Consider the following 20,007-nt stretch of genomic DNA (forward strand, 5'->3'; position numbering starts at 1 on the left):
ATCGTCCGCGTGGTTGTTGCCGCTACTTCGATCGCCGGTCACCCGGCTCACCTCCCCTCTGTGCTCCATGGGCCGCACCGGATCCACACCGCGGCGCGCCTCGGTCACCAGTAGAACGCATAGTGTCCGAACAGTCAAATACTTGCTCAAGTGTTGGGTTGTACGTCACCATGGTGTTGCCGACTCGAGAGGACAAGTACACGTGTCGATTCCGGTTCCCGAACCGCTCCCGCCCGACCTGCTGCAGGAGACCGCCGCCACATTCGGGCTGCTCTCGGCCAGCGTGCGGCTGCAGATCCTGTGGTTGCTCGCCTCCGGGGAAAGCGATGTAGGGACCCTCGCCGAGGCCACCGGGCAGTCCGTCGCGACCGTCAGCCACCACCTCGCCAAGCTCAAGCTCGCCGGTCTCGTGCGTGCCCGCCGTGAGGGAAAGCGGCAGGTGTACTTCGTGGACGACTCGAACATCGTGGAGCTCGTCGGGCTCGCGGTCGAGCACCATCGTGGTCCCGCTGAGCCGAAAACGCACCGGGCGCGGGGTGCCTAGCGGGTGAGCTCGCCGCGCGGGTGCTGCGCAACCGAAGGTGTTTGTCGAGCATACATTCGAGAATCCCGGGCATCCGCTCACGGAGAAATATCGCTGTTCCCACGGTATCGATCGATCGGCCACGCGCAACATTCCGCGACAACCGGAGTTCCTCGATCACCGACTCGACCGGATCCTTGTCGACATACTGCTTTTGCTCGCGATACAAGGCATACGTGGTCCACGCTGACGGCATCCAGCCGAGCCTGCTCGTGATCGCAATCACAAACTGCCTCGGCAAGCGAAGTGGAAAGGATAAGAATCGGCCAGGAAATGACAGCGATTCAGCGGGGTACTGGTATCACCCCGCGCAGCGCCTTCAATTCGCCGAGCAGCGCCGGGGTGACCCGCACCGGATAGCGATCGAGCGCGAACTCGGCGCGCCGTGCCCCGTCTCGCAGGTGCAGCTGGACGGGGGTGTTGCCGTTGTGCGCCACCAGGGTTCGCTTGAGTTCGAGCACCAGCTCGAGGGTGATCTCGCCGATCCTACTCTCCAGGATGAGCGGTTTGTTGTCCGGTTCGGCTTCGATCTCCAGGCGCTGCAAGCCGTCCCCGAAAACGGAGAGCCGGTCCTCGCGGGACTGGGCGCGCCCACGCACGACGACGGCGGTGTCCTCGGCGAGTTCGGCGCCGAACAGATCGTAGGCCTTGGCGAAGAACAGCACCTCGATGGCGGCGTCGAGGTCCTCGATGGTGCAGATCGCCCACGGCCGGCCCTGTTTGTTCACCCTCCGCTGCACCTCGGTGATCAGCCCGGCGATGGTGACCTCGCCCTCGCGCGGGTTCTCCAGCAGCGCGGCGATCGGGGCGGGGGCGTGCCTGCGCAGTGCTTGTTCGGCGCCGTCGAGGGGATGCCCGGAAACGTACAGCCCGAGCATGTCCCGTTCCTGGGTGAGCAACTGCGCCCGCGGCCATTCCTCGGCGCCGAACCGCAGATGGGCCAGCGGTGCGGTCTCGGCGGCCTCGTCATTCGCGCCGAACAAATCGAACTGGCCCATCGCCGCTTTGCGTTTGAGCGGGATGATCGCTTCGATCGCCGCCTCGTGTTCGGTGAACAGTGCGAGCCTGGTGTGACCGAGCGAATCGAAGGCGCCGGATTTGATCAGCGATTCGATGACCCGCTTGTTGCAGACGAGCAGTTCGGACGTGTCCAGGAATTCGGTGAACGAACCACTCTTTCCCTTCTCCTCGCGGGACCGGACGATGGATTCGACGACATTCGCGCCGACATTGCGCACCGCGTCCAGGCCGAACCGGATATCGCGGCCCACCGCGGCGAACCGGGGCCCGGACTCGTTCACATCCGGCGGCAGCACCCGGATCCCGAGCCTGCGGCACTCCGCGAGGTACACCGCGGACTTGTCCTTGTTATCGCCGACCGAGGTCAGCAGCGCGGCCATGTACTCGGCCGGATAGTTCGCTTTGAGGTAGGCCGTCCAATAGCCGACGAGCGCGTATCCGGCGGCGTGCGATTTGTTGAACGCGTACCCGGCGAAGGGCAGAATCGTGTCCCACAATGTTTGCACCGCCTCGCCGGAATAACCGTTCGCGCGCATTCCCTCGGCGAACCCGGCGTACTCCTTTTCCAGTACCTCGGCCTTTTTCTTCCCCATCGCCTTGCGCAGCACATCGGCGCGTCCCATGGAGAACCCGGCCAGCCGCCTGGCGATCCGCATGATCTGTTCCTGGTAGACGATCAGCCCGTAGGTCTCGCCGAGAATGCCGGAAAGGGGTTCGGCCAGTTCGGGATGGATCGGCGCGATCTCCTGGCGGCCGTTCTTGCGGTCGGCGTAGTTGTTGTGCGTGTTCATCGCCATCGGACCGGGCCGGTAGAGCGCGTTCACCGCGATGATCTCGTTGAACCCGATGGGTGCCATGCGCCGCAACAGATCCCGCATCGCCGCCCCGTCCAGTTGGAACACCCCGAGGCTCTCGCCGCGGCCGAGCAGTTCGTAGGTGGCCGGATCATCGAGGGCGAGCCGGTCCAGATCGATCTCCGTGCCCCGGTTGGCACGGATGTTCTCGATCGCGTCCCCGATGACCGTCAGATTGCGCAGGCCGAGGAAGTCCATCTTCAACAGGCCGATCGCCTCACAGGACGGGTAGTCCCAGCCGGTGATGAGCGCGCCGTCCTCGCGCTGCCACAGCGGGATCGTCTCCAGCAGCGGCTCGCTGGACATGATCACCGCGCAGGCGTGCACCCCGGCGTTGCGGATCAGCCCCTCCAGTCCGCGCGCGGTCTCGAAGATGGTGCCCGCCTGGGGATCGGTCTCGATCAGCGAACGCACCTCGGCGGCCTCGGGGTACCGCTCGTGTGCGGAGTCCACGATCCCGGAGAGCGGAATGTCCTTCGCGGCCACGGGTGGTGGCAGGGCCTTGGCGATCCGGTCGGCGATCCCGTAACCGGGCTGACCGAAGTGCACCCGGGCGGCGTCCTTGATCGCTGCCTTGGTCTTGATGGTGCCGAAGGTGATCACCTGTGCCACCCGGTCGGCGCCGTATCTCTCGGTGGCATAGCGGATCATCTCGCCCCGGCGCCGGTCATCGAAGTCCATGTCGATGTCCGGCATGGATTCCCGCTCCGGATTGAGGAACCGTTCGAACAGCAGCTCCTGCTCGATCGGGTCGATATTGGTGATCCCGAGCGCGAAGGACACCAGGGAACCGGCAGCCGAGCCCCGCCCCGGACCGACCCGGATGCCGAGTTTCCTCGCGTGTGCCACCAGATCGGCCACCACGAGAAAGTAGGCGGGGAACCCCTTCTGCGCGATCACCTCAAGTTCGTACTCCGCGCGCGGCGGGTATTGCTCGGGGATGCCGGAGGGGAACCGCCAGTCCAGTCCGCGCAGTACCTCGGCGCGCAGCCAGCTCGCCTCGGTCTCACCATCGGGAACGGTGAACCGCGGCATCCGGTCGCGGGGCGCGTACACCGCGGCGTAGGACTCGACCCGCTCGGCGATCAGCAGCGTGTTGTCCGCCGCACCCGGCACCTCGCGATCCCAGTACTCCCGCATCTCCCGCGCGGACTTGAGGTAGTACCCGCTGCCGTCCAGGGCGAACCGGGCCGGATCGTCGAGCGTCTTGCCGGACTGCACGCACAGCAGGGCCGAATGCGCCTTCGCCTGGTCCACGGTGACGTAATGACTGTCGTTGGTGGCCAGCGGGCGCAGCCGCAGCCGCTCGCCGATCTCCAGCAGACCCTCGCGGACTCGCGCCTCGATGGCCAGCCCGTGATCCATCAGCTCGAGGAAGAAGTTCTGCGCGCCGAAGATGTCCCGGTATTCCGCCGCGGCGCGCAACGCTTCCTCCCGCTGCCCGAGCCGCAACCGGGTCTGCACCTCGCCGGAGGGACAGCCGGTCGTGCCGATGACCCCGTCGGCGTGTTCGGCAAGCAGTTCCCGGTCCATGCGCGGTTTGCGGTAATAGCCCTGCATGCTCGCCAGGGAGGACAGGGCGAACAGGTTGCGCAGCCCTGTGGTGTCGGCCGCGAGCATGGTCATGTGGGTGTAGGCGCCCGCTCCGGCAACGTCGTCGCCGCGCTGCTCGAATCCGCCCCAGAACACGGGTTTCTTGTGCGCACGCCCGGCGGGTGCCAGGTAGGCCTCGATGCCGATCACGGGTTTCACCCCGGAGGCACACGCCTCGCGGTAGAATTCGTCCGCGCCGTATAAATTGCCGTGATCGGTCATCCCGACCGCCGGCATGCCCAGCCGCTGTGCCTCGGCGAACAGCGGACCGATCTTCGCGGCACCGTCGAGCATGGAGTACTCGGTGTGCACATGCAGATGGACGAACGGATCCACGTGCCCACTCCTCGCGGTTGTAACGTTTGATTGGCCGCTGCATTCGAACCGCCAGACCGCAGGGGAGTCCAACAATCGACACGACACGAACGACCACCGGGAGTTGTTGATGGAGGCCAGCGAACTGGATGTGGCCGCGGTGCGCGCCTTCCTTGCGGTGGTGGAGGAGGGGCACTTCGGTGAGGCGGCCGCCGTGCTCGAGCTCTCCCAGCAGGCGGTGTCGAAGCGGGTTGCCCGGCTCGAGGAACGGCTCGGCGCCGAGCTGGTGCACCGGGGCCGGAACGGGGTGCGCCCGAGCGCGGCGGGGGAGCGCTTTCTGCCGCACGCACGCGCCCTGCTCAGCGTCGCGGAGCGGGCCGTCGAGGCGGTCACCGGAACGCGGCGGCCGTTGCGCGTCGACGTGATCTCCCATCAGATCATCGGGACCGAGCTGCTGCATGCCTTCCACGAACGGCATCCGGACATCGAGATCGATCTGGTCACCGGATTCCGTTCGGTGCGGACCCGCGATGCGGCACTGGCCGGCGGACGGGTCGACGCGGCGTTCGCGTTCGCCGCGGACGGGCCGTTCGAGCGGGTGCCCGCCTATGAGGAGGTCGCCCATCTGCTCGTCGGGCGCGGCCACCGGTTCGCCCGCCGCAAACGGGTGCGGCCCGCGGAGCTGCGCGGTGCGACCGCGTGGATGCCGGGCAACCGAACCGGGGCCGAGTGGACCGGCTACTGGCACTGGTTCGGCCGCGAGTTCGGCATCGCGATGGACACCAGCGGCCCGGACCTCGGCATCGACTACTTGCTCGACTGGCTCAGCAGCAGCCCCGAGGGCCTCTCCTTCGCCGGGGACGGGGTGCGGGTGCCCTGGCACGAGGGGATCGTGCGGATCCCGCTCATCGATCCGGTCCCGGTGTATCCCTGCTCGCTGCTCTGGCGCGCGGACAATGCACACCCTGGGCTGGCCGCCCTGGCCGGTTTCGTGCGGGAGCACTACCGCCCGTTGGCGCGGGGATCGGTCCTGCTGCCTCCGGCCAGTGCGGCTCAGGCGGCCGGATAACCGAACCGGAACAGCGCCTGCGGGTGGCCCTCGATCCCGAACGCACGGGCGACCCCGGCACTCAGGTGCGCCGATCGCAGCGGCCGGACGAGCACCGAACCGGCGAGTCCTTCCGCGATGGCGGCCAGCCACAGCCGGTGCAACGCTGCGCCCGCCTGCACCCGCGCCGGGCGCGAGTCGGTCTCGGTGTACAGCAGCACGACCGATTCGGCCGCGATCCGGGAGGCGAGCAGCTCCGGTTGCGGCAGATAGGTCTTGGTGCGCATGAGCCCGGAAAGTGAAGCACCGGATTCCCGGGCGGAGGAAACCGGGAACAGGGTGCTCCAGGCGAGCAGTTCCTGATGGAAGGCCTGATCGGCGTGCCGGGTTCGCGCGGCCGCGCACAGCAGTCCGGCGAAGGAGTAGGTGTCCGTGCGGTCCCCGAGCCGCCGGACCGGGACCGGGATGGCGTTGGCGAGCAACGATTCGCACAACACCTCGGACAGCGGGCGTGGGGCGAACGGGGCGCGATAACTCCTCCGGCGGAACAGCGCCGAGTAGGCGGTCAGTTCGGCCGTTTCCGGTTCCCCGCCCATACCTGCCTCGATGCTCGCGAGCAGTTCGGCCTGCCGTCCGCGGGGGAACAGCCGCGACCACGGCTGCCTGCCGAGTGCGCGCAGGCTCAGTTCGAGCGCGGTGAGCGCGGCACCGCAGGACAGGGCGCGCTCCTGGTCCGGTTCCGCGGCGCGGTTCTCGTCGAGTCGCACGGTGTTCGCCTGCACCTCGAGCCGCCACGGGCGCGTCGGGCAGAACGAGGGCGCGTGCTCGAGCGCCCGGGCGAGCAGCCCGGTCTCGGCGTCGGACAGCGTCTTCACGCGATCCCGACCTCCAGGTGTGTGTCCGAGACCGCCGCGGAGTCCTCCCCGAGGAGCAGCATCGTCTGCGGATGGGTCCGTCCACCGCACAGCTCACGCAGGACCGGCCGGGCGGAGGCGATCCCGGTCGGCAGGGTGCGGAATCCGGTGGCGAGCCCGAGATGGGTCGCGGTGAGCAGGACGTGCTGCATCGCCGCGCCCGCCCGCAGCTGGGCGAACTCGGTGTCGTTCTCGGTGTGCAGCACGGCGAACAGTGGGTCGTGCTCATGCCGGCGTGCCTCGGTCTCGCGCAGCACGGCGGGGAGTTCGGTGTCACCGTCGAGGAACAGCAGCCGCGCACCCCCGGCGAGCGCGGCCCGGTGCAGTGCGCGGCGCGCGGGATCGGGGACCGGACCGTCCGGGAACGGTGCTCGGCGGCGCCGCGTCTCGATGCACGCGGCGAGGGCACGCTCGTACCGGGTCGGGCGGCTTTGCCCGGTCAGCAGCACGCTGGCCAGGTGTTCCGGTCCCGGCAGCCAGTCGACGACCACCCGGCGTCCCCGGGCGGCCACCGCCACGCGCAGGTTGTGCACCGCGGCACCACAGGCGAGCAGGGTCGCACGGGCATCCGGATGGGCGGCCAAGCTGTGATCCAGGTGGACCTCGACCCGTTCGCCGTGCGCCCGGAACAGCCATGGCCGGCGGTCCTGCGGCGATGGCGCCCGGGCCGCGGCACGCAGCGCCTGGGTGATGAGTTCGCTCATGGCCCCGATCCTGCGTGGCGTGCCGAGTACGGGCACAGAGCAGACGGTCGCACCGGGCAGGGTCCTTGGTCCCCGGCATGGACGCTGGTCAGCGGCGTGTGAGCGCGCCTATGGTGAAGCATGTCCGTGAACGAGGAGCCATCGCTGCGCGGAACCCTTTCCGGATTGCGGCTTCGCGAGCTGCTCGGTGAGGTACAGGCACGGGTCGAGGAACTCGTCAGCGCGCGCGATCAGATGGACGGTCTGCTCGAGGCGATGCTCGCGGTCGCATCCGGGCTCGAACTCGACGCCACACTGCGGCGGATCGTGCACGCCGCCATCGAACTGGTCGACTGCCGGTACGGCGCGCTCGGCGTGCTCGATCCCTCCGCGGTGGGGCTCTCCCAGTTCGTCTACGAGGGCATCGGAGAACACACCCGTGAGCTCATCGGTGACCTCCCGCGCGGGCACGGTCTGCTCGGGCTGCTGATCGAACAGCCGAAGGCGGTGCGGCTGGAGAACCTTGCCGCGCACCCTGCTTCGGTGGGATTCCCCGAACACCACCCGCCGATGCGCAGCTTCCTCGGGGTGCCGGTCCGGGTGCGGGAGACCGTGTTCGGCAATCTCTACCTGACCGAGAAGGCAGGCGAACAACCGTTCACCGAGGACGACGAGGTGGTGGTCGCCGCGCTGGCGGCCGCGGCGGGGATCGCCATCGAGAACGCCCGGCTCTATGAGACGGTCAAGCACCGCCAGCGCTGGCAGGAGGCCACCAGCGATGTCCGCGCGGAACTGCTCACCGCCGCCGATCCCGCGGGTGCGTTCGATCTGATCGTGGCCAGAGCCGGGGAACTGATCGGGGCCGACGCCGCTTTCCTCGCCCGGACCGAGGACGCGGAACAGCCCTCCGATGAGGTGCACGAACTGCTGGTCGTCGCGGCTAGCGGGACCGCTCCGGACATGGTCCCGGTCACCAGTGATCCCTGCGGACAGGCGTTCGTGACCGCGCGGCCGCAGAGCGCGCCGTCTCCCGGGCTCGGCGAGCGGTTCGGCGACCGTTTCGGTCCCACGCTGGCGCTGCCGCTGCGCGTCTCCGCGGAGGCGGTGACCGGGGTGCTCGTGCTGCTGCGGGAAGCAGGCGCGGAGCCGTTCCCGGAGCCGGTGATCCCACTGGCCGCCTCGTTCGCCGATTCCTCCGCGCTGGCCCTGCAGCTGGCCGAGGATCAGCGCAGGCTGCACGATCTGCGGCTGTTCGCGGACCGGGACCGGATCGCGCGTGATCTGCACGATCACGTGATCCAGCGGCTGTTCGCCCATGGGCTCGCGCTGCAGAGCACTCAGGCGCGGGTGCGCACACCCGGAGTCGTCGAGCGGTTCGCAGACATGGTCGAGGACGTGCAGAACATCATCACCGAGATCCGGACCGCGATCTTCGACCTGCATCGTGGCGATCGCGGGACCCCGCGGCTGCGTACCCGGATCGACGGCGCGATCGACGAACTGACCAGGGACATCCGGCTGCGCACCACGGTTCGGGTCACCGGACCGCTGGAGATCATCTCCGCGCGCCTCGCGGACGCGGCGGAGGCGGTGGTGCGTGAGGCGGTGAGCAATGTGGTGCGGCACGCCCGGGCGCGATCGGTGCTGCTCACCGTGTCCGTGGACGACGATCTGACGATCGAGGTCACCGACGACGGGTGCGGGATCCCCGCGGAAGTGGTGCGCAGCGGGCTGCGCAACCTGGAACGCCGGGCGGTCGAGGCGGATGGGGCGCTCACGGTCAGCGCGGTGGAGACCGGTGGCACCCGGTTGTCCTGGACCGCGCCCCTGGACTGAGCGGCCCGGATGAGGACCTTGGTCCCGGTGATCGAGGACGGTACGACACTGGCGCCGCGCGCCCGCGGCGCTCTAGGTTCGCCCCGGGGTCCACAGGAGAGGAGAACTCGTCCGTGATCAGGGTATTTCTGGTCGACGACCATGAGGTCGTGCGCAGGGGCCTCGCCGAGCTGATCGGCGCGGACAACCGGCTGCAGGTGATCGGCGAGGCGGGCAGTTTCGCCCAGGCACTGGCCAGGATTCCCGCGCTGCGCCCGGATATCGCGGTACTGGATCTGCGCCTGCCGGACGGCAACGGCATCGAACTGTGCCGCGAACTGCGCTCCATGCTGCCCAGCCTCAACGTGCTCATGCTCACCTCGTACACCGACGAGGAAGCCATGCTCGACGCGATACTCGCCGGCGCGGGCGGGTACGTCATCAAGGACATCCAGGGATTGAGGCTCACCGCGGCGATCCTCGAGGTCGGCTCGGGCCGCTCACTGCTCGACAACCGGGCGGCGGCGACCCTGATGGCGAAACTGCGCGCGGATGCCGCCGCGGTGGACGGCCCGCTCGCCGGGCTCACCGAGCAGGAACGGGTGCTGCTCGACCTGATCGGGGAGGGGCTGACCAACCGGCAGATCGCCGAGCGGATGTACCTCGCCGAGAAGACGGTGAAAAACTACGTGTCCCGGCTGCTGACCAAGCTCGGGCTCGAGCGGCGTACCCAGGCCGCGGTGCTGGCTACCGAACTGCGTGCCCCGAAACGGTCCCGGGAGCAACCGGACTAGCGGGCCCCGATCGGTTCACCCCTCGGCCGGACTAGCTCGTCGGTCGGACCCGCCGCAGAGATTCCTCTGCAGAACATTCTCTGCAAAGGAATCTCTGCGTATTGTCACCAGAAACGGGGCCCGCTGTGGTTGTTCGTGTCGAACAGTTGCCATTCACGATGCCAGCGCAAATAGCGCCCCTGATTGATACCCGCCCTGGCGAGCAGGAACAGCCCGGTCAGTGCACCGGCGATACCGAGCCAGGTGAGCAGGCCGGTGCAGATCGCCCCGATCGTCACATCGTTCGCGGTCAGCGGTGCGCGTACCACCGCCCCAGTGTTGTCCAGCCAGATCTGGATCTGGTCGCCCCTCTTCGTCGCGGGAGGCACCACGATGTCCCCGTCCGCCCGCCCGGGCAGGGTGCTTTCGCTCCAGTGGGCGGGCACCTTCGTGGTCTGTTCCGTCGCGATCCGTCCCATCCCGGCGATGGGTGCGTCGGCGAGCGCGGTCGCGGCGACCGCGTGCCGGTCGGCTAGTTGTCGTGTGGATTGTTCATGCAGTTGTGTGAAATTGTTCGTTCCGATCGACACCGCAAACGGCACGGACAAAATCGCGAGTGCTACCGCGAACGCGAGCAACCCGCTTTCCAACCGGTCAACGCCGCGCACAAGTGGGTTCCGCCGGAGGTGGGCAAACCTCCACCACCGACGGGTGCGCATTGACCCGGTCATCCCGATCGCCTCCCATTCCTCGATCACCTGGTCTATCTTTATTGTCGGACCGAACGGCTAAAGTTGAACACCCTCCGTGCTAAACAATGGCGCGGCTCACGAAAGCCGGCAACTCGCCGGCTCGATCCGCGCGCCCCGCAGGAGGGGACAACCCGCTGCGTACGGCCCGCACGGGGCGAGAACGGGCGGATCATCACCGCCGTGGCACGTGGTCCAATTTGGGAAAGTTCTCCCGGCAGGTGGACCCCGCGTGGGTGAGTGCTCCTCCGTGCGGGTCGGTGTTCGTGTGCCCGCCCTCACGATTTCGGGCGGAGGTCCGGGTCACACCGGAAACGTTGGCTCCGGAGTGGGAAATCCGGTTACCCGGCCCGGGGTTCATCCCGCTTGTCCGGTTCGGTGCACAGTGCAGCGGGGACCGGCTATTCGAACAGCGGAGCCGATTCGATGTCCAATTCCTCGGAGGCCGCGATCACCTTGGTGAGCGCCACCCGTAATTTCTCCAGGTCGGCGACGTCGATCCCCAGTTTCTCGACCACCTGGTACGGGATTCGCTCCGCCATTTCCCGCAGTTTCTTTCCCTTTTCGGTCAATCCGACGGCGAGCAGGCGCTCATCGGCCGAATTGCGGGTCCGGGTCACGTAGCCGAGCGATTCGAGCCGTTTCAGCATCGGGGAGAGCGCGGCGGAATCGGCCCGCAGCGAGGCGCCGAGCTGTTTGATGGACTGCGGGGACTCTTCCCACAGCGCGAGCATCACCAGATACTGCGGATGCGTGAGTCCGAGCGGTTTCAACAGCGGCCGGTAGAGGCCGATCACATTTCGCGAGGCGACCGAGAGGGCGAAACACACCTGCCGTTCGAGAGCGAGGGGATCCTCGCCGAGATCGACCGATGAACTCACGACAGTTCCTCTCCGTTCCGCGGGCCGGGCGCGTTCACCCCTCGCTGCGCCGGTTCGCCGGGGCTTGCCCGGGCTTCGCTGCGCTAGTCACTCGCCAGGGGCTCGCTGCGATGCCCGCTCAAGTCTCGCTGCGCCATACCGAATCGTAGTCGAGCCGCTCGGCGCGCACCTTCTCCTCGTTCGCCTGTTCCCGGACCGTGGAGGCGGTGCGCGGCGGGTATCCGTAGCGCACCAGCCGCGAGTCGATGCTGTCCGGGGCGTAGGTGAGCCCGTAGTAGATCGACACGATCAGGCCGAGCAGCACGGAGAGAAAGGCCAGCCAGAGCGGACCGCCGAAGGAGGCGAGCACGAAGAACAGGATCAGCGCGGGCACGGACACCCGCAGCAGCACCCCGGCGAGATAGCGCAGCCACCAGGTGCGGCAGGTTGCGTCGTGCAGCGCCCACTCCTTGTAGCGCATGGGCAGCCGTCCGCCGATCGCGTGCCAGATCCACTGCGCCGGATTGGGTCGGGCCATGGTCATCCGCCCGTCACCGCCTTCGCTCGCGGAAGCCGCGCTCCCACTGTCCTCGTACGTGCTAATGCTTAACGTCTTAACTATTAAGGTAGCACCGCGCGTGGGTTCCGTGTGGTGAGCTCACCCACGGCCGCCTGGAAAACCGCCCGGAAACCGGATGGACGGCTGGGCCCCGGGCTGGCTGACCTATCCGGCATGTCCACCCCCGAGGCGTCGAGGAGCGGGCCACCGGTTGCTCCGGTGGCGTAGCCCGAACGCGCCCGCGTCCGGGTGATCCCGGACCGGCCGGTTGCCGTTGCCCTTCTCCGACGCAACCGATACGGGGTCTCTCTCATGCCGTCCGCGGTATACCTGCTCGGCTTCGCCGTGTTCGCACTCGGCACGTCCGAATTCATGTTCTCCGGCCTTGTCCAGGACGTCTCGGCCGATCTGCACGTCAGCATCCCGGACGCGGGTCTGCTCACCTCGGCCTTCGCCATCGGGATGATCTTCGGCGCCCCGCTGCTCGCGGTGTTCGCCATGCGCTGGCCGCGCCGTCCCGCGCTCGCCGGTTTCCTGATCGTGTTCATCGCCGCGCACCTGCTCGGTGCCGCGTGCGAGGACTTCGGCCTGTTGCTCGGCACCCGGGTGCTCGGCGCACTCGGGAACGCCGGATTCTGGGCGGTGGCCCAGGCGACCGCGATGGATCTGGTGTCGCCCGAACGCAAAGGCCGGGCAATGGCGATCGTGCTCGGCGGGGTGAGCATCGCCTGCGTCGTCGGGGTGCCCGCGGGTGCGCTGCTCGGCGCGCGGTGGGGTTGGCGCAGCGCCTTCCTCGCGGTGGCCGTGCTCACCCTGCTCGCGCTCGTGGCGCTGCTGCCCGCGCTTCGCCCGCACGGTCCCGAACACGCCGCGGGTACGCGTCTCGGTGGCGAACTGCGCGCGCTCGCCGATGCGCGGCTGCTGCTGACCTACACGCTGAACGCGCTCGTCCAGGGCGCGACCTTCTGCACCTCCACCTATCTTGCCCCGCTGCTGACCGGGGTCGCGCGGATCGGCGCGCGGTGGGTTCCCGTGCTGCTGGTGCTGTTCGGACTCGGTGCCTTCCTGGGGATCGCGGTCGGCGGGCGGATCGCGGACGCCCGTCCGTACCGGGTGCTCGGTATCGGCATGACCGCGCTGCTGTCCGGCTGGCTGGCCCTGCTGCCGCTCGCCGGGATCCCGGCCGCGGTGTTCGTGCTGGTGTTCGTGCAGGGCATGCTCGGTTTCGGGATCGCGCCGGCACTCAGCTCGCGCGCCTTCTACCTCACGACCGGGGCGGCCACGCTGACCGGAGCGTTCACCACCGCCGCGTTCAACATCGGCAACACGGTGGGCCCTTGGTTCGGCGGGCTGGCCATCGGCGCGGGATTCGGCTACCGCGCGCCGGTGGCGGTGAGCGCGCTGCTGATGGTGCTCGCGCTCGGCGGCCTCGGGATCGCGCTGCGCATCAACAGTAATTCCGATCGGCGATGAGAACGTTTTTATGCCGGTAATTCTTTATGTGAAAGTTTTCTTGGGAAGGGTTAGCCCTGTCGGGCGTATTTGTGGGTGGACGACGTCGATTCTTGGCTAATCTTGAATTATCAATTTCTCCGCTTTTTGTCGTGCGGAGTGATCGAATGTCCGAAATCGATCGACGGGTCGCGCTCGGTACCGGGGCGGCCGCGCTCGCCGCGACCGGGGTCAGCGCGCGGGCGGCGAACGCGATGGCGCCGGCCGATACCGCGGGCGGAGGCAATCCGTTCTTGTTCCGGCTCACCAGGTCCGCTCCGGACGATTACCACGGCGGCAGCCTGCGCGGTGCGCACGAAAAGAACTTCCCGGTGCTGACCGGCCAGCAGGCATCGGTGTATTTCGTGCATCTGGATGTCGGCGGTATGCGTGAGCCGCACTGGCACCCGAGCGCCTGGGAATTGAATTTCATCATCAGCGGAACGGCGGACTGGGTGGTGCTCGGCACGCACGCCGACGGTTCCTATCACAATGAACGATTTCGGGCGGGGCAGGGCGATCTGGTGTTCGCGCCGCAGGGTTTTTCCACTACTTCGGTCATGCGAGCCTGCGCGATCCGCTCCAGGTGCTCGTGATCTTCAATACGAGCACCGCCGAGCCGAACGACGACATCGGCATCCTCGCCGCGCTGAACTCGCTGCCGCGTGAGGTTCTCGGCACAACCTTCGGGGTGGGGCCCAGTGCCTTCGCCAAGGTGCCGACGACGCTGAAACCGGTGGTCATCACCAAACGTTCCTGACCGTCCCGCCCGGCGAGCCGTGTGCCCCGCGACCTGCCGGGTGGCCTGGCGGATTTGCCTCGACCACCAGCTTTGCGGCATCTTTACACCTGGCGTGCCGGGAAGTCTGGTCGGCACACCTGCTTCGAACGGGGTGGGTGTAGAGGCGTAGAGGGGCTTCATGGTGCGTAGGAGTGGTACTGGTTCGCGGCCGCTGTCAAGGTCACGTCATGAGTTGCCACCCGTACTCGGCAATCCCGGCAACGTCGACGTACCCTGCGGATATGCACGCGGAAGACATCGCGGAGGAATTCCCGGCGGTCGGCCTGGACGCGGATGCCCTGGACGCTGTCCGGCTCCTCGCGGACAATCGGCTGCCCGCGGTGATCGTGGTCGACGAGAGCGGGAAGCCGTACACGGTGCTGCCCGCCGCGCAGGTGGTGCACAGCCTCGTGCCGGGCTACGTGCGCGACGATCCCTCGCTCGCCGGGGTGCTCACCGAATCCATGGCCGACCAGATCACCAGCAAACTCGCCGCGAAGACGGTGCGCGGGCTGCTGCCCGAGGAGCCGCCGGAGCTGCCGGTGGTGCAGCACGACGACACCCTGGTGGAGGTCGCCGCGGCGATCGCGGGCTCGCGCTTCCCGCTCGCGGTCGTGCACGGGTGCAAGCTGCCGATCGGCGTGATCACCGCCTCGAGACTGCTGGAGCGCGCGCTCTCCACCTCCTGACCGCCGCCACCCGGGCGGTGGTGCGGCCGTGATGAGCATTGTCGCGGTCGTCATCTTCGTCGTCGCGTACGTCTTCATCGCCAGTGAGAAGCTGCCCAAGACGGCGGTGGCGCTCACCGGTGCCGCTGTCGTGCTGCTCATCGGGGTCGTCGGTTCGAAGGACGCGTTCTTCTCCGCGGACACCGGGGTCGACTGGAACGTCATCTTCCTCTTACTCGGGATGATGATCATCGTCGGCATCCTGCGCAGAACCGGTGCCTTCGAGTACACCGCGATCTGGGCGGTCAAGCGCGCCAAGGGAAAACCCCTGCGCATCATGGTGCTGCTGGTGACCATCACCGCGGTCGCCTCGGCCTTCCTGGACAACGTCACCACGGTGCTGCTGATCGCCCCGGTGACGATGCTGGTCTGCGACCGGCTCGGGACCAGCAGGGTGCCGTTCCTGATCGCCGAGGTGCTCGCCTCGAACATCGGCGGCGCGGCCACCCTGATCGGTGATCCGCCGAACATCATCATCGGCAGCCGCGGGAACCTCGACTTCAACGAGTTCCTGGTCAACATGGGCCCGATCGTGCTGATCGAGCTCATCGTGTTCGTCATCTGCCTGCGCTGGCTGTTCCGCGGTTCGTTCACCGTGGATCCGGAGAAGGTCAGCGATGTGATGGCGCTGAACGAACGCGAGGCGATCAAGGACACCAAGCTGCTCATCAAGTGCGGCATCGTGCTGCTGCTGGTGTTCATCGGGTTCATCGGGCACTCGGTGTTCGAACTCGACCCCTCGATCGTCGCGCTGATCGGGGCCGGGCTGCTGATCCTGCTCTCCGGCACCAAACCCAAGCAGTACCTCGCCGGGGTGGAGTGGGAGACTCTGCTGTTCTTCGCGGGCCTGTTCATCATGATCGGCGCGCTCGTGAAGACCGGCGTGATCAAGTACATCGCCGGCCTGGCCGCGGATGCGACCGCGGGCAACGCCCTGTTCGCGGTGATGCTCGTGCTCGTGGTCTCCGCGGTCCTGTCCGGGATCGTGGACAACATTCCCTATGTGGCCACGATGAGCCCGATCGTGCTGCAGCTGACCAACGACTTCGCGGACCCGGTGCACTCCGAGGCGCTGTGGTGGGCGCTCGCGCTCGGCGCGGACTTCGGCGGCAACCTCACCGCGGTGGGAGCGAGCGCGAACGTGGTGATCCTCGGGCTCGCCAAGCGCGAGGGCACGCCGATCTCGTTCTGGGACTTCACCAAGAAGGGCATGATCGTCACGCTGCTGACCGTGGTGATCGCCGCGCCCTATCTGTGGCTGCGCTATTTCGCGTTCTGATCCGCCAGTTCCGGTACCCGCCCGCCGGAGCGCGGCGCGGGCAGGAACGGCGCGGCGAGGGTGGCCCCGATGTGGCGCCGATTGCGTACCAGGGCGGTGATCGCGAGTGCCGCGTAGAGCACGCAGAGCACATAGCGCGCGGTCTGCCCGGGCACCGCGAACTGCACCGCGAACAGGGTGAGCAGGGTCCACGCCGCCCACCTCGGGAAGCGCATGGCCAGCAGGGCGGCCACCCCGAGCAGCGTCTGGGTCGCGGTGAGCAGGAACTCCTCGATCTGGCGCCCGTCCAGGTGCAGCGAGAGCCCGCCACCGCCGAGCAGATAGGCGATCGGCAGGCTGCCCACGAGCAGGGTCCACTGGTTGACCTTGGCCGAGATCAGCGTGCCGATCGCGGCGGATCCCTTGCCGTGCACCGCGAACAGGATCGCCACGATGAACTCGGGAGCCTCCGAGGCGAGCGGGGCCAGCCACTGCACGAGCAGGAACTGGTCGATGCCGAGCCGGGTTCCGGTGCCGATCAGGGACTGGGCGAACGGCTGCGCGCTGGCGAGGATCACCGTGGCGGCGTAGGCGAACAGGGCGATCACCAGGGTCCGCCGGGTCCGTGCCGGGAGCGCGCCGATGGTCGCCGCGGTGCCGACCAGTTCGGGTTCGGCGGACTCGGTGCGCGCCACCCGGACCAGGTAGTACACGAACAGCCCGAGCAGCGCGGCCCCGAGCAGCAGCGCGATCTGCCCGGTCGCCGGGATCACGAACGCGGCAAGCGAGGCGATCGCCAGGAAACCGAGCTCGATCCGGTGGTTCGACTCGAGTACGAGCGCGGAGACGGGCTTGCCGGTGCGCTTGCGGGTCACCGCCAGCGTTACGAGCACCACCAGCGACCAGCCGAGGCCGAGCAGCAGCCGGTTCGATCCGGTCATGTTCGCCGCCGCGTAGGCCACGTGTGCCGGATTGTGTCCCGCGGTATAAGCGAAGTAGAGGTCGACGGCGTACTCGGGAAGCACCGCGATCACCGCGAGGATGGCGATGGCGAGCCCACCGGAGATGTCCGCCTGCGCCGCTTCGGCCGCCCAGGCGAGCAGGAACGACGCCGCGGCCACCGCGATGCCGTAGAGCAGCAGCCCGGCGACCGGATCGAGCCCGATCCCGGAGAGCCGTACGGCCAGGGCGGGAAGCGTGAGCACGCCGCAGAGCAGCAGTACCCGCAACAGCCTTGCCATGGTGATCCCTCTTCCCGGACTCGTCTCGGTCCCCGCCGAGACGTCCAGGGGGTTCTCGGCCAGGCAATACGTTGCGCAGCCGTTGGTCTCGCCCGCCCGTTTTGCACGGGCGCCACCACCGGAGAACCGCGGTCCTCAGTCTGTCGACGGTGGGCTTCTGGGCTACTCCCCTTCGACGAGATCCATCATGCACGAAGGTTTGATACTTTCGCAAGTACCGAAATGAAAGACTCGGTGAACGGAGATTCGCCGGGTGGGGGACAATCGGATGATCATGTCCCCAGCTGATGCCCCGGCCGACACGCCGGAACCGACCGACGCGCAGCTGAACTCGGCTGCGGGAACCTTCGCACTGCTGGCCAGCCCGACCCGGCTGCATCTGGTGTGGCTGATCACCAACGGCCCCTACGATGTCGGCACCCTGGCCAAACGGGTCGGCCTCACCATCGCCACGGTGAGTCAGCACCTGAGCAAACTGCGGCTCGCCGGGGTGATCACCGCGCGCCGATCGGGGCGGCGGCAGATCTACGCGGTTGAGGATCCGCACGTGATCGCGCTCGTCGACCAGATCTTCGAGCACATCGCTCCGGACGGCAGCCTGGCCCCGGACCCGCCCCGGTGAAAGCCGCGCCAGGGGTTCGGTGAACGGTCCTGTCGGCCACAGCGGATAATGTGGCGCCGTGACTGCTGCTGATTTCTACGGTGCGGATGACCTCACCCACCTCGAAGGGCTCGAGGCGGTGCGCAAGCGCCCCGGTATGTACATCGGTTCGACCGACAGCCGGGGGATCAATCACCTGTTCAACGAGATCATCGACAACGCCACGGACGAAGGTGTCGGCGGGCACGCGAGCATGGTCACGGTCACCCTGCACGCGGACGGCAGTGTGCAGGTCGACGACGACGGCAGGGGGATCCCGACCGGGGTGCACAGCAAGTCCGGGCTCTCCGGGATCGAGCTGGTGCTCACCCGGCTGCACGCGGGAGGGAAGTTCGGCGGCAGCGGCTACAAGGCCTCCGGCGGTCTGCACGGGGTCGGCGCCTCCGCGGTGAATGCGCTCTCGCACCGGTTCGACATCACCGTCAAGCAGAAGGGCAAGGTGCACGAGATGTCGTTCGCGCACGGGGTGCCCGGCGTGTTCGACGGATCCGGCCCGAAGGCGAAGTTCACCAAGCAGTCCGGGCTGCGGGTGGCGCGCAAGCTCAAGCGCGGTGAACAGACCGGTACCTCGATCCGCTACTGGTACGACACCAACTACTTCGAGCAGGGCGCCGAGCTCGATCTCGGGGTGCTGCGCGAGAAGGTGCGCAACACGGCCTTTCTGGTGCCGGGTGTCACCTACGTGCTGCGCATCGCCGGCGACGACGCCATCGAGGAGGAGCGCTTCCATTTCCCGAACGGCCTCTCGGACATGGTGGACTTCCTCACCCCGTCCGGGGACCGTCCGGTCTCCGGGACCCTGATGATCACCGGGGAGGGCACCTACAAGGAGAACGCCGCCGACGAGAACGGCGTGATGCACTCCAACGTCGAGCGCCGCGCCGAGGTCGAGGTCGCGCTGCGCTGGGGCACCGGCTACGAGCGCACCGTGGAGTGCTTCACCAACACCATCCGGAACATGCACGGCGGAACCCACCGCAAGGGTTTCGACCGCGCCCTTTCCCGGGCCATCCAGGACGCGATCGGGCGCACCCGGGGGCTGCTCAAGCCCAAGGAGGACATGCCGACCCTCGAGGATGTGCTCGAGGGGGTCACCGCGGTGATCCACGTGCGCATCCCCGAACCGCAGTTCACCTCGCAGACCAAGGACGAGCTGTCCACCGCGGGCATCACCAAGGTCATGACCGGCATCGTGGAGAAGCAGGTCAAGGAGTGGACCGACGGCCGCAAGACCAAAACAGAGGCCAAGACCGTGCTGCAGAAGGTGGTCGACGCCGCCCGGGTCCGCCTGGTGCACAAGCAGCAGAAGGACGCGGCACGGCGCAAGACCGCGCTCGAGGGTGCGGCCATGCCACCCAAACTCGTGGACTGCCGCACCACCGGCGTCGCGCGCAGTGAGCTGTTCCTCGTCGAGGGGGACAGCGCGCTCGGAAGTGCCCGCATGGCAAGGGTTTCCGAATACCAGGCGCTGCTTCCCCTGCGCGGCAAGATCCTCAACGTGCAGAAGGCCAACCTCGGGGACACCCTGAAGAACGCCGAGATCGCCTCCATCGTGCAGGTGCTCGGCGCCGGGACCGGGCGCACCTTCGACATGTCCACCATGCGCTACGGGCGGGTGATCCTGATGGCGGACGCGGATGTCGACGGTTCGCACATCCGGACCCTGCTGATCACCCTGTTCGCCAAGTACATGCGCCCGGTGATCGAGGACGGCAGGCTCTACGCCGCGATGCCCCCGCTGCACAAGGTGATCACCAAGGGCCGCTCCGGCGAGACCAGGTACACCTTCACCCAGCGGGAGATGGAAGAGGCCGTCACCGAGATCCAGCAGGCGGGCAAACAGGTCGTCACCCCGGTGCCCCGGTTCAAGGGGCTCGGTGAGATGGACGCGGACGAGCTCTGGGAGACCACCATGAACCCGGCCACCCGTGCAGTGCGCCGGATCACGCTGGACGACGTGGAAGCCGCCGAGACCGCGCTCGAACTGCTCATGGGGGAGAAGGTCGAACCGAGGCGCAACTGGCTCGTCGCCTCCGCCGACCGCGTCGACCGCGAAGCCATCGATATCTAAGAGGAGCACC

At 67.8% G+C, this 20,007-nt stretch carries 18 protein-coding genes; 11 read left to right on the plus strand and 7 right to left on the minus strand.

Annotation, left to right across the window (positions count from 1 at the left end):
• The first annotated feature begins 202 nt into the window (after positions 1-202).
• Positions 203-544 carry an ArsR/SmtB family transcription factor gene (locus A37U_RS0110140; RefSeq protein ID WP_020496526.1) on the plus strand — a complete coding sequence of 114 codons (342 nt, stop codon included), beginning with the start codon at positions 203-205 and terminating at the stop codon, positions 542-544.
• Positions 545-867: 323 nt separating this feature from the next.
• On the opposite strand, the gene dnaE is transcribed toward A37U_RS0110140, so the two are convergent.
• Positions 868-4,344: a DNA polymerase III subunit alpha gene (gene dnaE / locus A37U_RS0110150; protein WP_051111605.1), complete on the minus strand. Its 3,477-nt coding sequence runs from the start codon at positions 4,342-4,344 to the stop codon at positions 868-870.
• A gap of 151 nt (positions 4,345-4,495) precedes the next feature.
• Here dnaE and A37U_RS0110155 point away from each other — a divergent pair, with 151 nt between their 5' ends.
• Positions 4,496-5,434: a LysR family transcriptional regulator gene (locus tag A37U_RS0110155; RefSeq protein ID WP_020496529.1), complete on the plus strand. Its 939-nt coding sequence runs from the start codon at positions 4,496-4,498 to the stop codon at positions 5,432-5,434.
• On the opposite strand, the gene A37U_RS43035 is transcribed toward A37U_RS0110155, so the two are convergent.
• Together A37U_RS43035 and A37U_RS0110165 are read right to left on the minus strand one after the other, a co-directional pair.
• Entirely contained in the window at positions 5,419-6,288 is an 870-nt protein-coding gene (locus tag A37U_RS43035) for a nitroreductase family protein (RefSeq protein WP_020496530.1), read from the minus strand. The genes A37U_RS0110155 and A37U_RS43035 overlap by 16 nt on opposite strands.
• Positions 6,285-7,031 carry a nitroreductase family protein gene (locus A37U_RS0110165; RefSeq protein WP_020496531.1) on the minus strand — a complete coding sequence of 249 codons (747 nt, stop codon included), beginning with the start codon at positions 7,029-7,031 and terminating at the stop codon, positions 6,285-6,287. Before A37U_RS0110165 ends, A37U_RS43035 begins: the two co-directional genes overlap by 4 nt.
• 120 nt (positions 7,032-7,151) lie before the next feature.
• Here A37U_RS0110165 and A37U_RS0110170 point away from each other — a divergent pair, with 120 nt between their 5' ends.
• Together A37U_RS0110170 and A37U_RS0110175 are read left to right on the plus strand one after the other, a co-directional pair.
• Entirely contained in the window at positions 7,152-8,846 is a 1,695-nt protein-coding gene (locus A37U_RS0110170) for a GAF domain-containing sensor histidine kinase (RefSeq protein ID WP_020496532.1), read from the plus strand.
• A gap of 113 nt (positions 8,847-8,959) precedes the next feature.
• Positions 8,960-9,619, plus strand: coding sequence for a response regulator (locus tag A37U_RS0110175; protein WP_020496533.1), 660 nt, complete (start codon positions 8,960-8,962; stop codon positions 9,617-9,619).
• Positions 9,620-9,723: 104 nt separating this feature from the next.
• Here A37U_RS0110175 and A37U_RS0110180 read toward each other — a convergent pair whose 3' ends face one another.
• From A37U_RS0110180 to A37U_RS0110190, 3 genes are all read right to left on the minus strand, one after another.
• Entirely contained in the window at positions 9,724-10,329 is a 606-nt protein-coding gene (locus A37U_RS0110180; protein WP_476707420.1) for an Rv1733c family protein, read from the minus strand.
• Positions 10,330-10,748: 419 nt separating this feature from the next.
• A complete protein-coding gene (locus A37U_RS0110185) occupies positions 10,749-11,228 on the minus strand; it encodes a MarR family winged helix-turn-helix transcriptional regulator (RefSeq protein WP_020496535.1) in 480 nt (159 codons plus the stop codon).
• A gap of 118 nt (positions 11,229-11,346) precedes the next feature.
• Positions 11,347-11,751, minus strand: coding sequence for a DUF5313 family protein (locus A37U_RS0110190; RefSeq protein ID WP_020496536.1), 405 nt, complete (start codon positions 11,749-11,751; stop codon positions 11,347-11,349).
• 327 nt (positions 11,752-12,078) lie between these two features.
• Between A37U_RS0110190 and A37U_RS0110195 the strand changes: the two genes are divergently transcribed.
• From A37U_RS0110195 to A37U_RS0110210, 5 genes are all read left to right on the plus strand, one after another.
• Positions 12,079-13,239, plus strand: coding sequence for a Cmx/CmrA family chloramphenicol efflux MFS transporter (locus A37U_RS0110195; protein ID WP_020496537.1), 1,161 nt, complete (start codon positions 12,079-12,081; stop codon positions 13,237-13,239).
• Between the two features lie 146 nt (positions 13,240-13,385).
• Positions 13,386-13,853 carry a cupin domain-containing protein gene (locus A37U_RS43040; protein WP_240437523.1) on the plus strand — a complete coding sequence of 156 codons (468 nt, stop codon included), beginning with the start codon at positions 13,386-13,388 and terminating at the stop codon, positions 13,851-13,853.
• On the plus strand, positions 13,850-14,017 hold the full coding sequence (locus A37U_RS53510; RefSeq protein ID WP_240437524.1) for a cupin domain-containing protein: 168 nt from the start codon (positions 13,850-13,852) through the stop codon (positions 14,015-14,017). Before A37U_RS43040 ends, A37U_RS53510 begins: the two co-directional genes overlap by 4 nt.
• 263 nt (positions 14,018-14,280) lie before the next feature.
• Positions 14,281-14,727 (plus strand): CBS domain-containing protein, encoded by a 447-nt coding sequence (locus tag A37U_RS0110205; protein WP_020496538.1) that lies wholly within the window; start codon positions 14,281-14,283, stop codon positions 14,725-14,727.
• 31 nt (positions 14,728-14,758) lie between these two features.
• Positions 14,759-16,045 (plus strand): ArsB/NhaD family transporter, encoded by a 1,287-nt coding sequence (locus A37U_RS0110210; protein ID WP_020496539.1) that lies wholly within the window; start codon positions 14,759-14,761, stop codon positions 16,043-16,045.
• Here A37U_RS0110210 and A37U_RS0110215 read toward each other — a convergent pair.
• The gene (locus A37U_RS0110215) at positions 16,030-17,265 is read right to left on the minus strand and encodes a hypothetical protein (RefSeq protein ID WP_020496540.1); all 1,236 of its coding nucleotides are present in this window, start codon (positions 17,263-17,265) and stop codon (positions 16,030-16,032) included. The two genes, A37U_RS0110210 and A37U_RS0110215, sit on opposite strands and share 16 nt — an antisense overlap.
• A gap of 274 nt (positions 17,266-17,539) precedes the next feature.
• Here A37U_RS0110215 and A37U_RS0110220 point away from each other — a divergent pair, with 274 nt between their 5' ends.
• Together A37U_RS0110220 and A37U_RS0110225 are read left to right on the plus strand one after the other, a co-directional pair.
• Positions 17,540-17,887 (plus strand): ArsR/SmtB family transcription factor, encoded by a 348-nt coding sequence (locus A37U_RS0110220; protein ID WP_031464854.1) that lies wholly within the window; start codon positions 17,540-17,542, stop codon positions 17,885-17,887.
• Between the two features lie 58 nt (positions 17,888-17,945).
• Positions 17,946-19,997, plus strand: a complete 2,052-nt coding sequence (locus A37U_RS0110225; protein WP_020496542.1) for a DNA gyrase/topoisomerase IV subunit B — start codon at positions 17,946-17,948, stop codon at positions 19,995-19,997.
• Positions 19,998-20,007 lie beyond the last annotated feature (10 nt).

This window comes from Sciscionella marina DSM 45152 (assembly GCF_000379465.1).
GTDB lineage: Bacteria > Actinomycetota > Actinomycetes > Mycobacteriales > Pseudonocardiaceae > Sciscionella > Sciscionella marina.

Excerpts from the sequence above, each read along its gene's own strand:
- dnaE (WP_051111605.1), bottom strand. The coding sequence starts at position 4,344 with ATGCTCGACGGTGCCGCGAAGATCGGTCCGCTGTTCGCCGAGGCACAG.
- A37U_RS0110155 (WP_020496529.1), top strand. The coding sequence starts at position 4,496 with ATGGAGGCCAGCGAACTGGATGTGGCCGCGGTGCGCGCCTTCCTTGCG.
- A37U_RS0110165 (WP_020496531.1), bottom strand. The coding sequence starts at position 7,031 with ATGAGCGAACTCATCACCCAGGCGCTGCGTGCCGCGGCCCGGGCGCCA.
- A37U_RS0110170 (WP_020496532.1), top strand. The coding sequence starts at position 7,152 with ATGTCCGTGAACGAGGAGCCATCGCTGCGCGGAACCCTTTCCGGATTG.
- A37U_RS0110180 (WP_476707420.1), bottom strand. The coding sequence starts at position 10,329 with ATGACCGGGTCAATGCGCACCCGTCGGTGGTGGAGGTTTGCCCACCTC.
- A37U_RS0110190 (WP_020496536.1), bottom strand. The coding sequence starts at position 11,751 with ATGACCATGGCCCGACCCAATCCGGCGCAGTGGATCTGGCACGCGATC.
- A37U_RS0110195 (WP_020496537.1), top strand. The coding sequence starts at position 12,079 with ATGCCGTCCGCGGTATACCTGCTCGGCTTCGCCGTGTTCGCACTCGGC.
- A37U_RS43040 (WP_240437523.1), top strand. The coding sequence starts at position 13,386 with ATGTCCGAAATCGATCGACGGGTCGCGCTCGGTACCGGGGCGGCCGCG.
- A37U_RS0110205 (WP_020496538.1), top strand. The coding sequence starts at position 14,281 with ATGCACGCGGAAGACATCGCGGAGGAATTCCCGGCGGTCGGCCTGGAC.
- A37U_RS0110210 (WP_020496539.1), top strand. The coding sequence starts at position 14,759 with ATGAGCATTGTCGCGGTCGTCATCTTCGTCGTCGCGTACGTCTTCATC.
- A37U_RS0110215 (WP_020496540.1), bottom strand. The coding sequence starts at position 17,265 with ATGGCAAGGCTGTTGCGGGTACTGCTGCTCTGCGGCGTGCTCACGCTT.
- A37U_RS0110220 (WP_031464854.1), top strand. The coding sequence starts at position 17,540 with ATGTCCCCAGCTGATGCCCCGGCCGACACGCCGGAACCGACCGACGCG.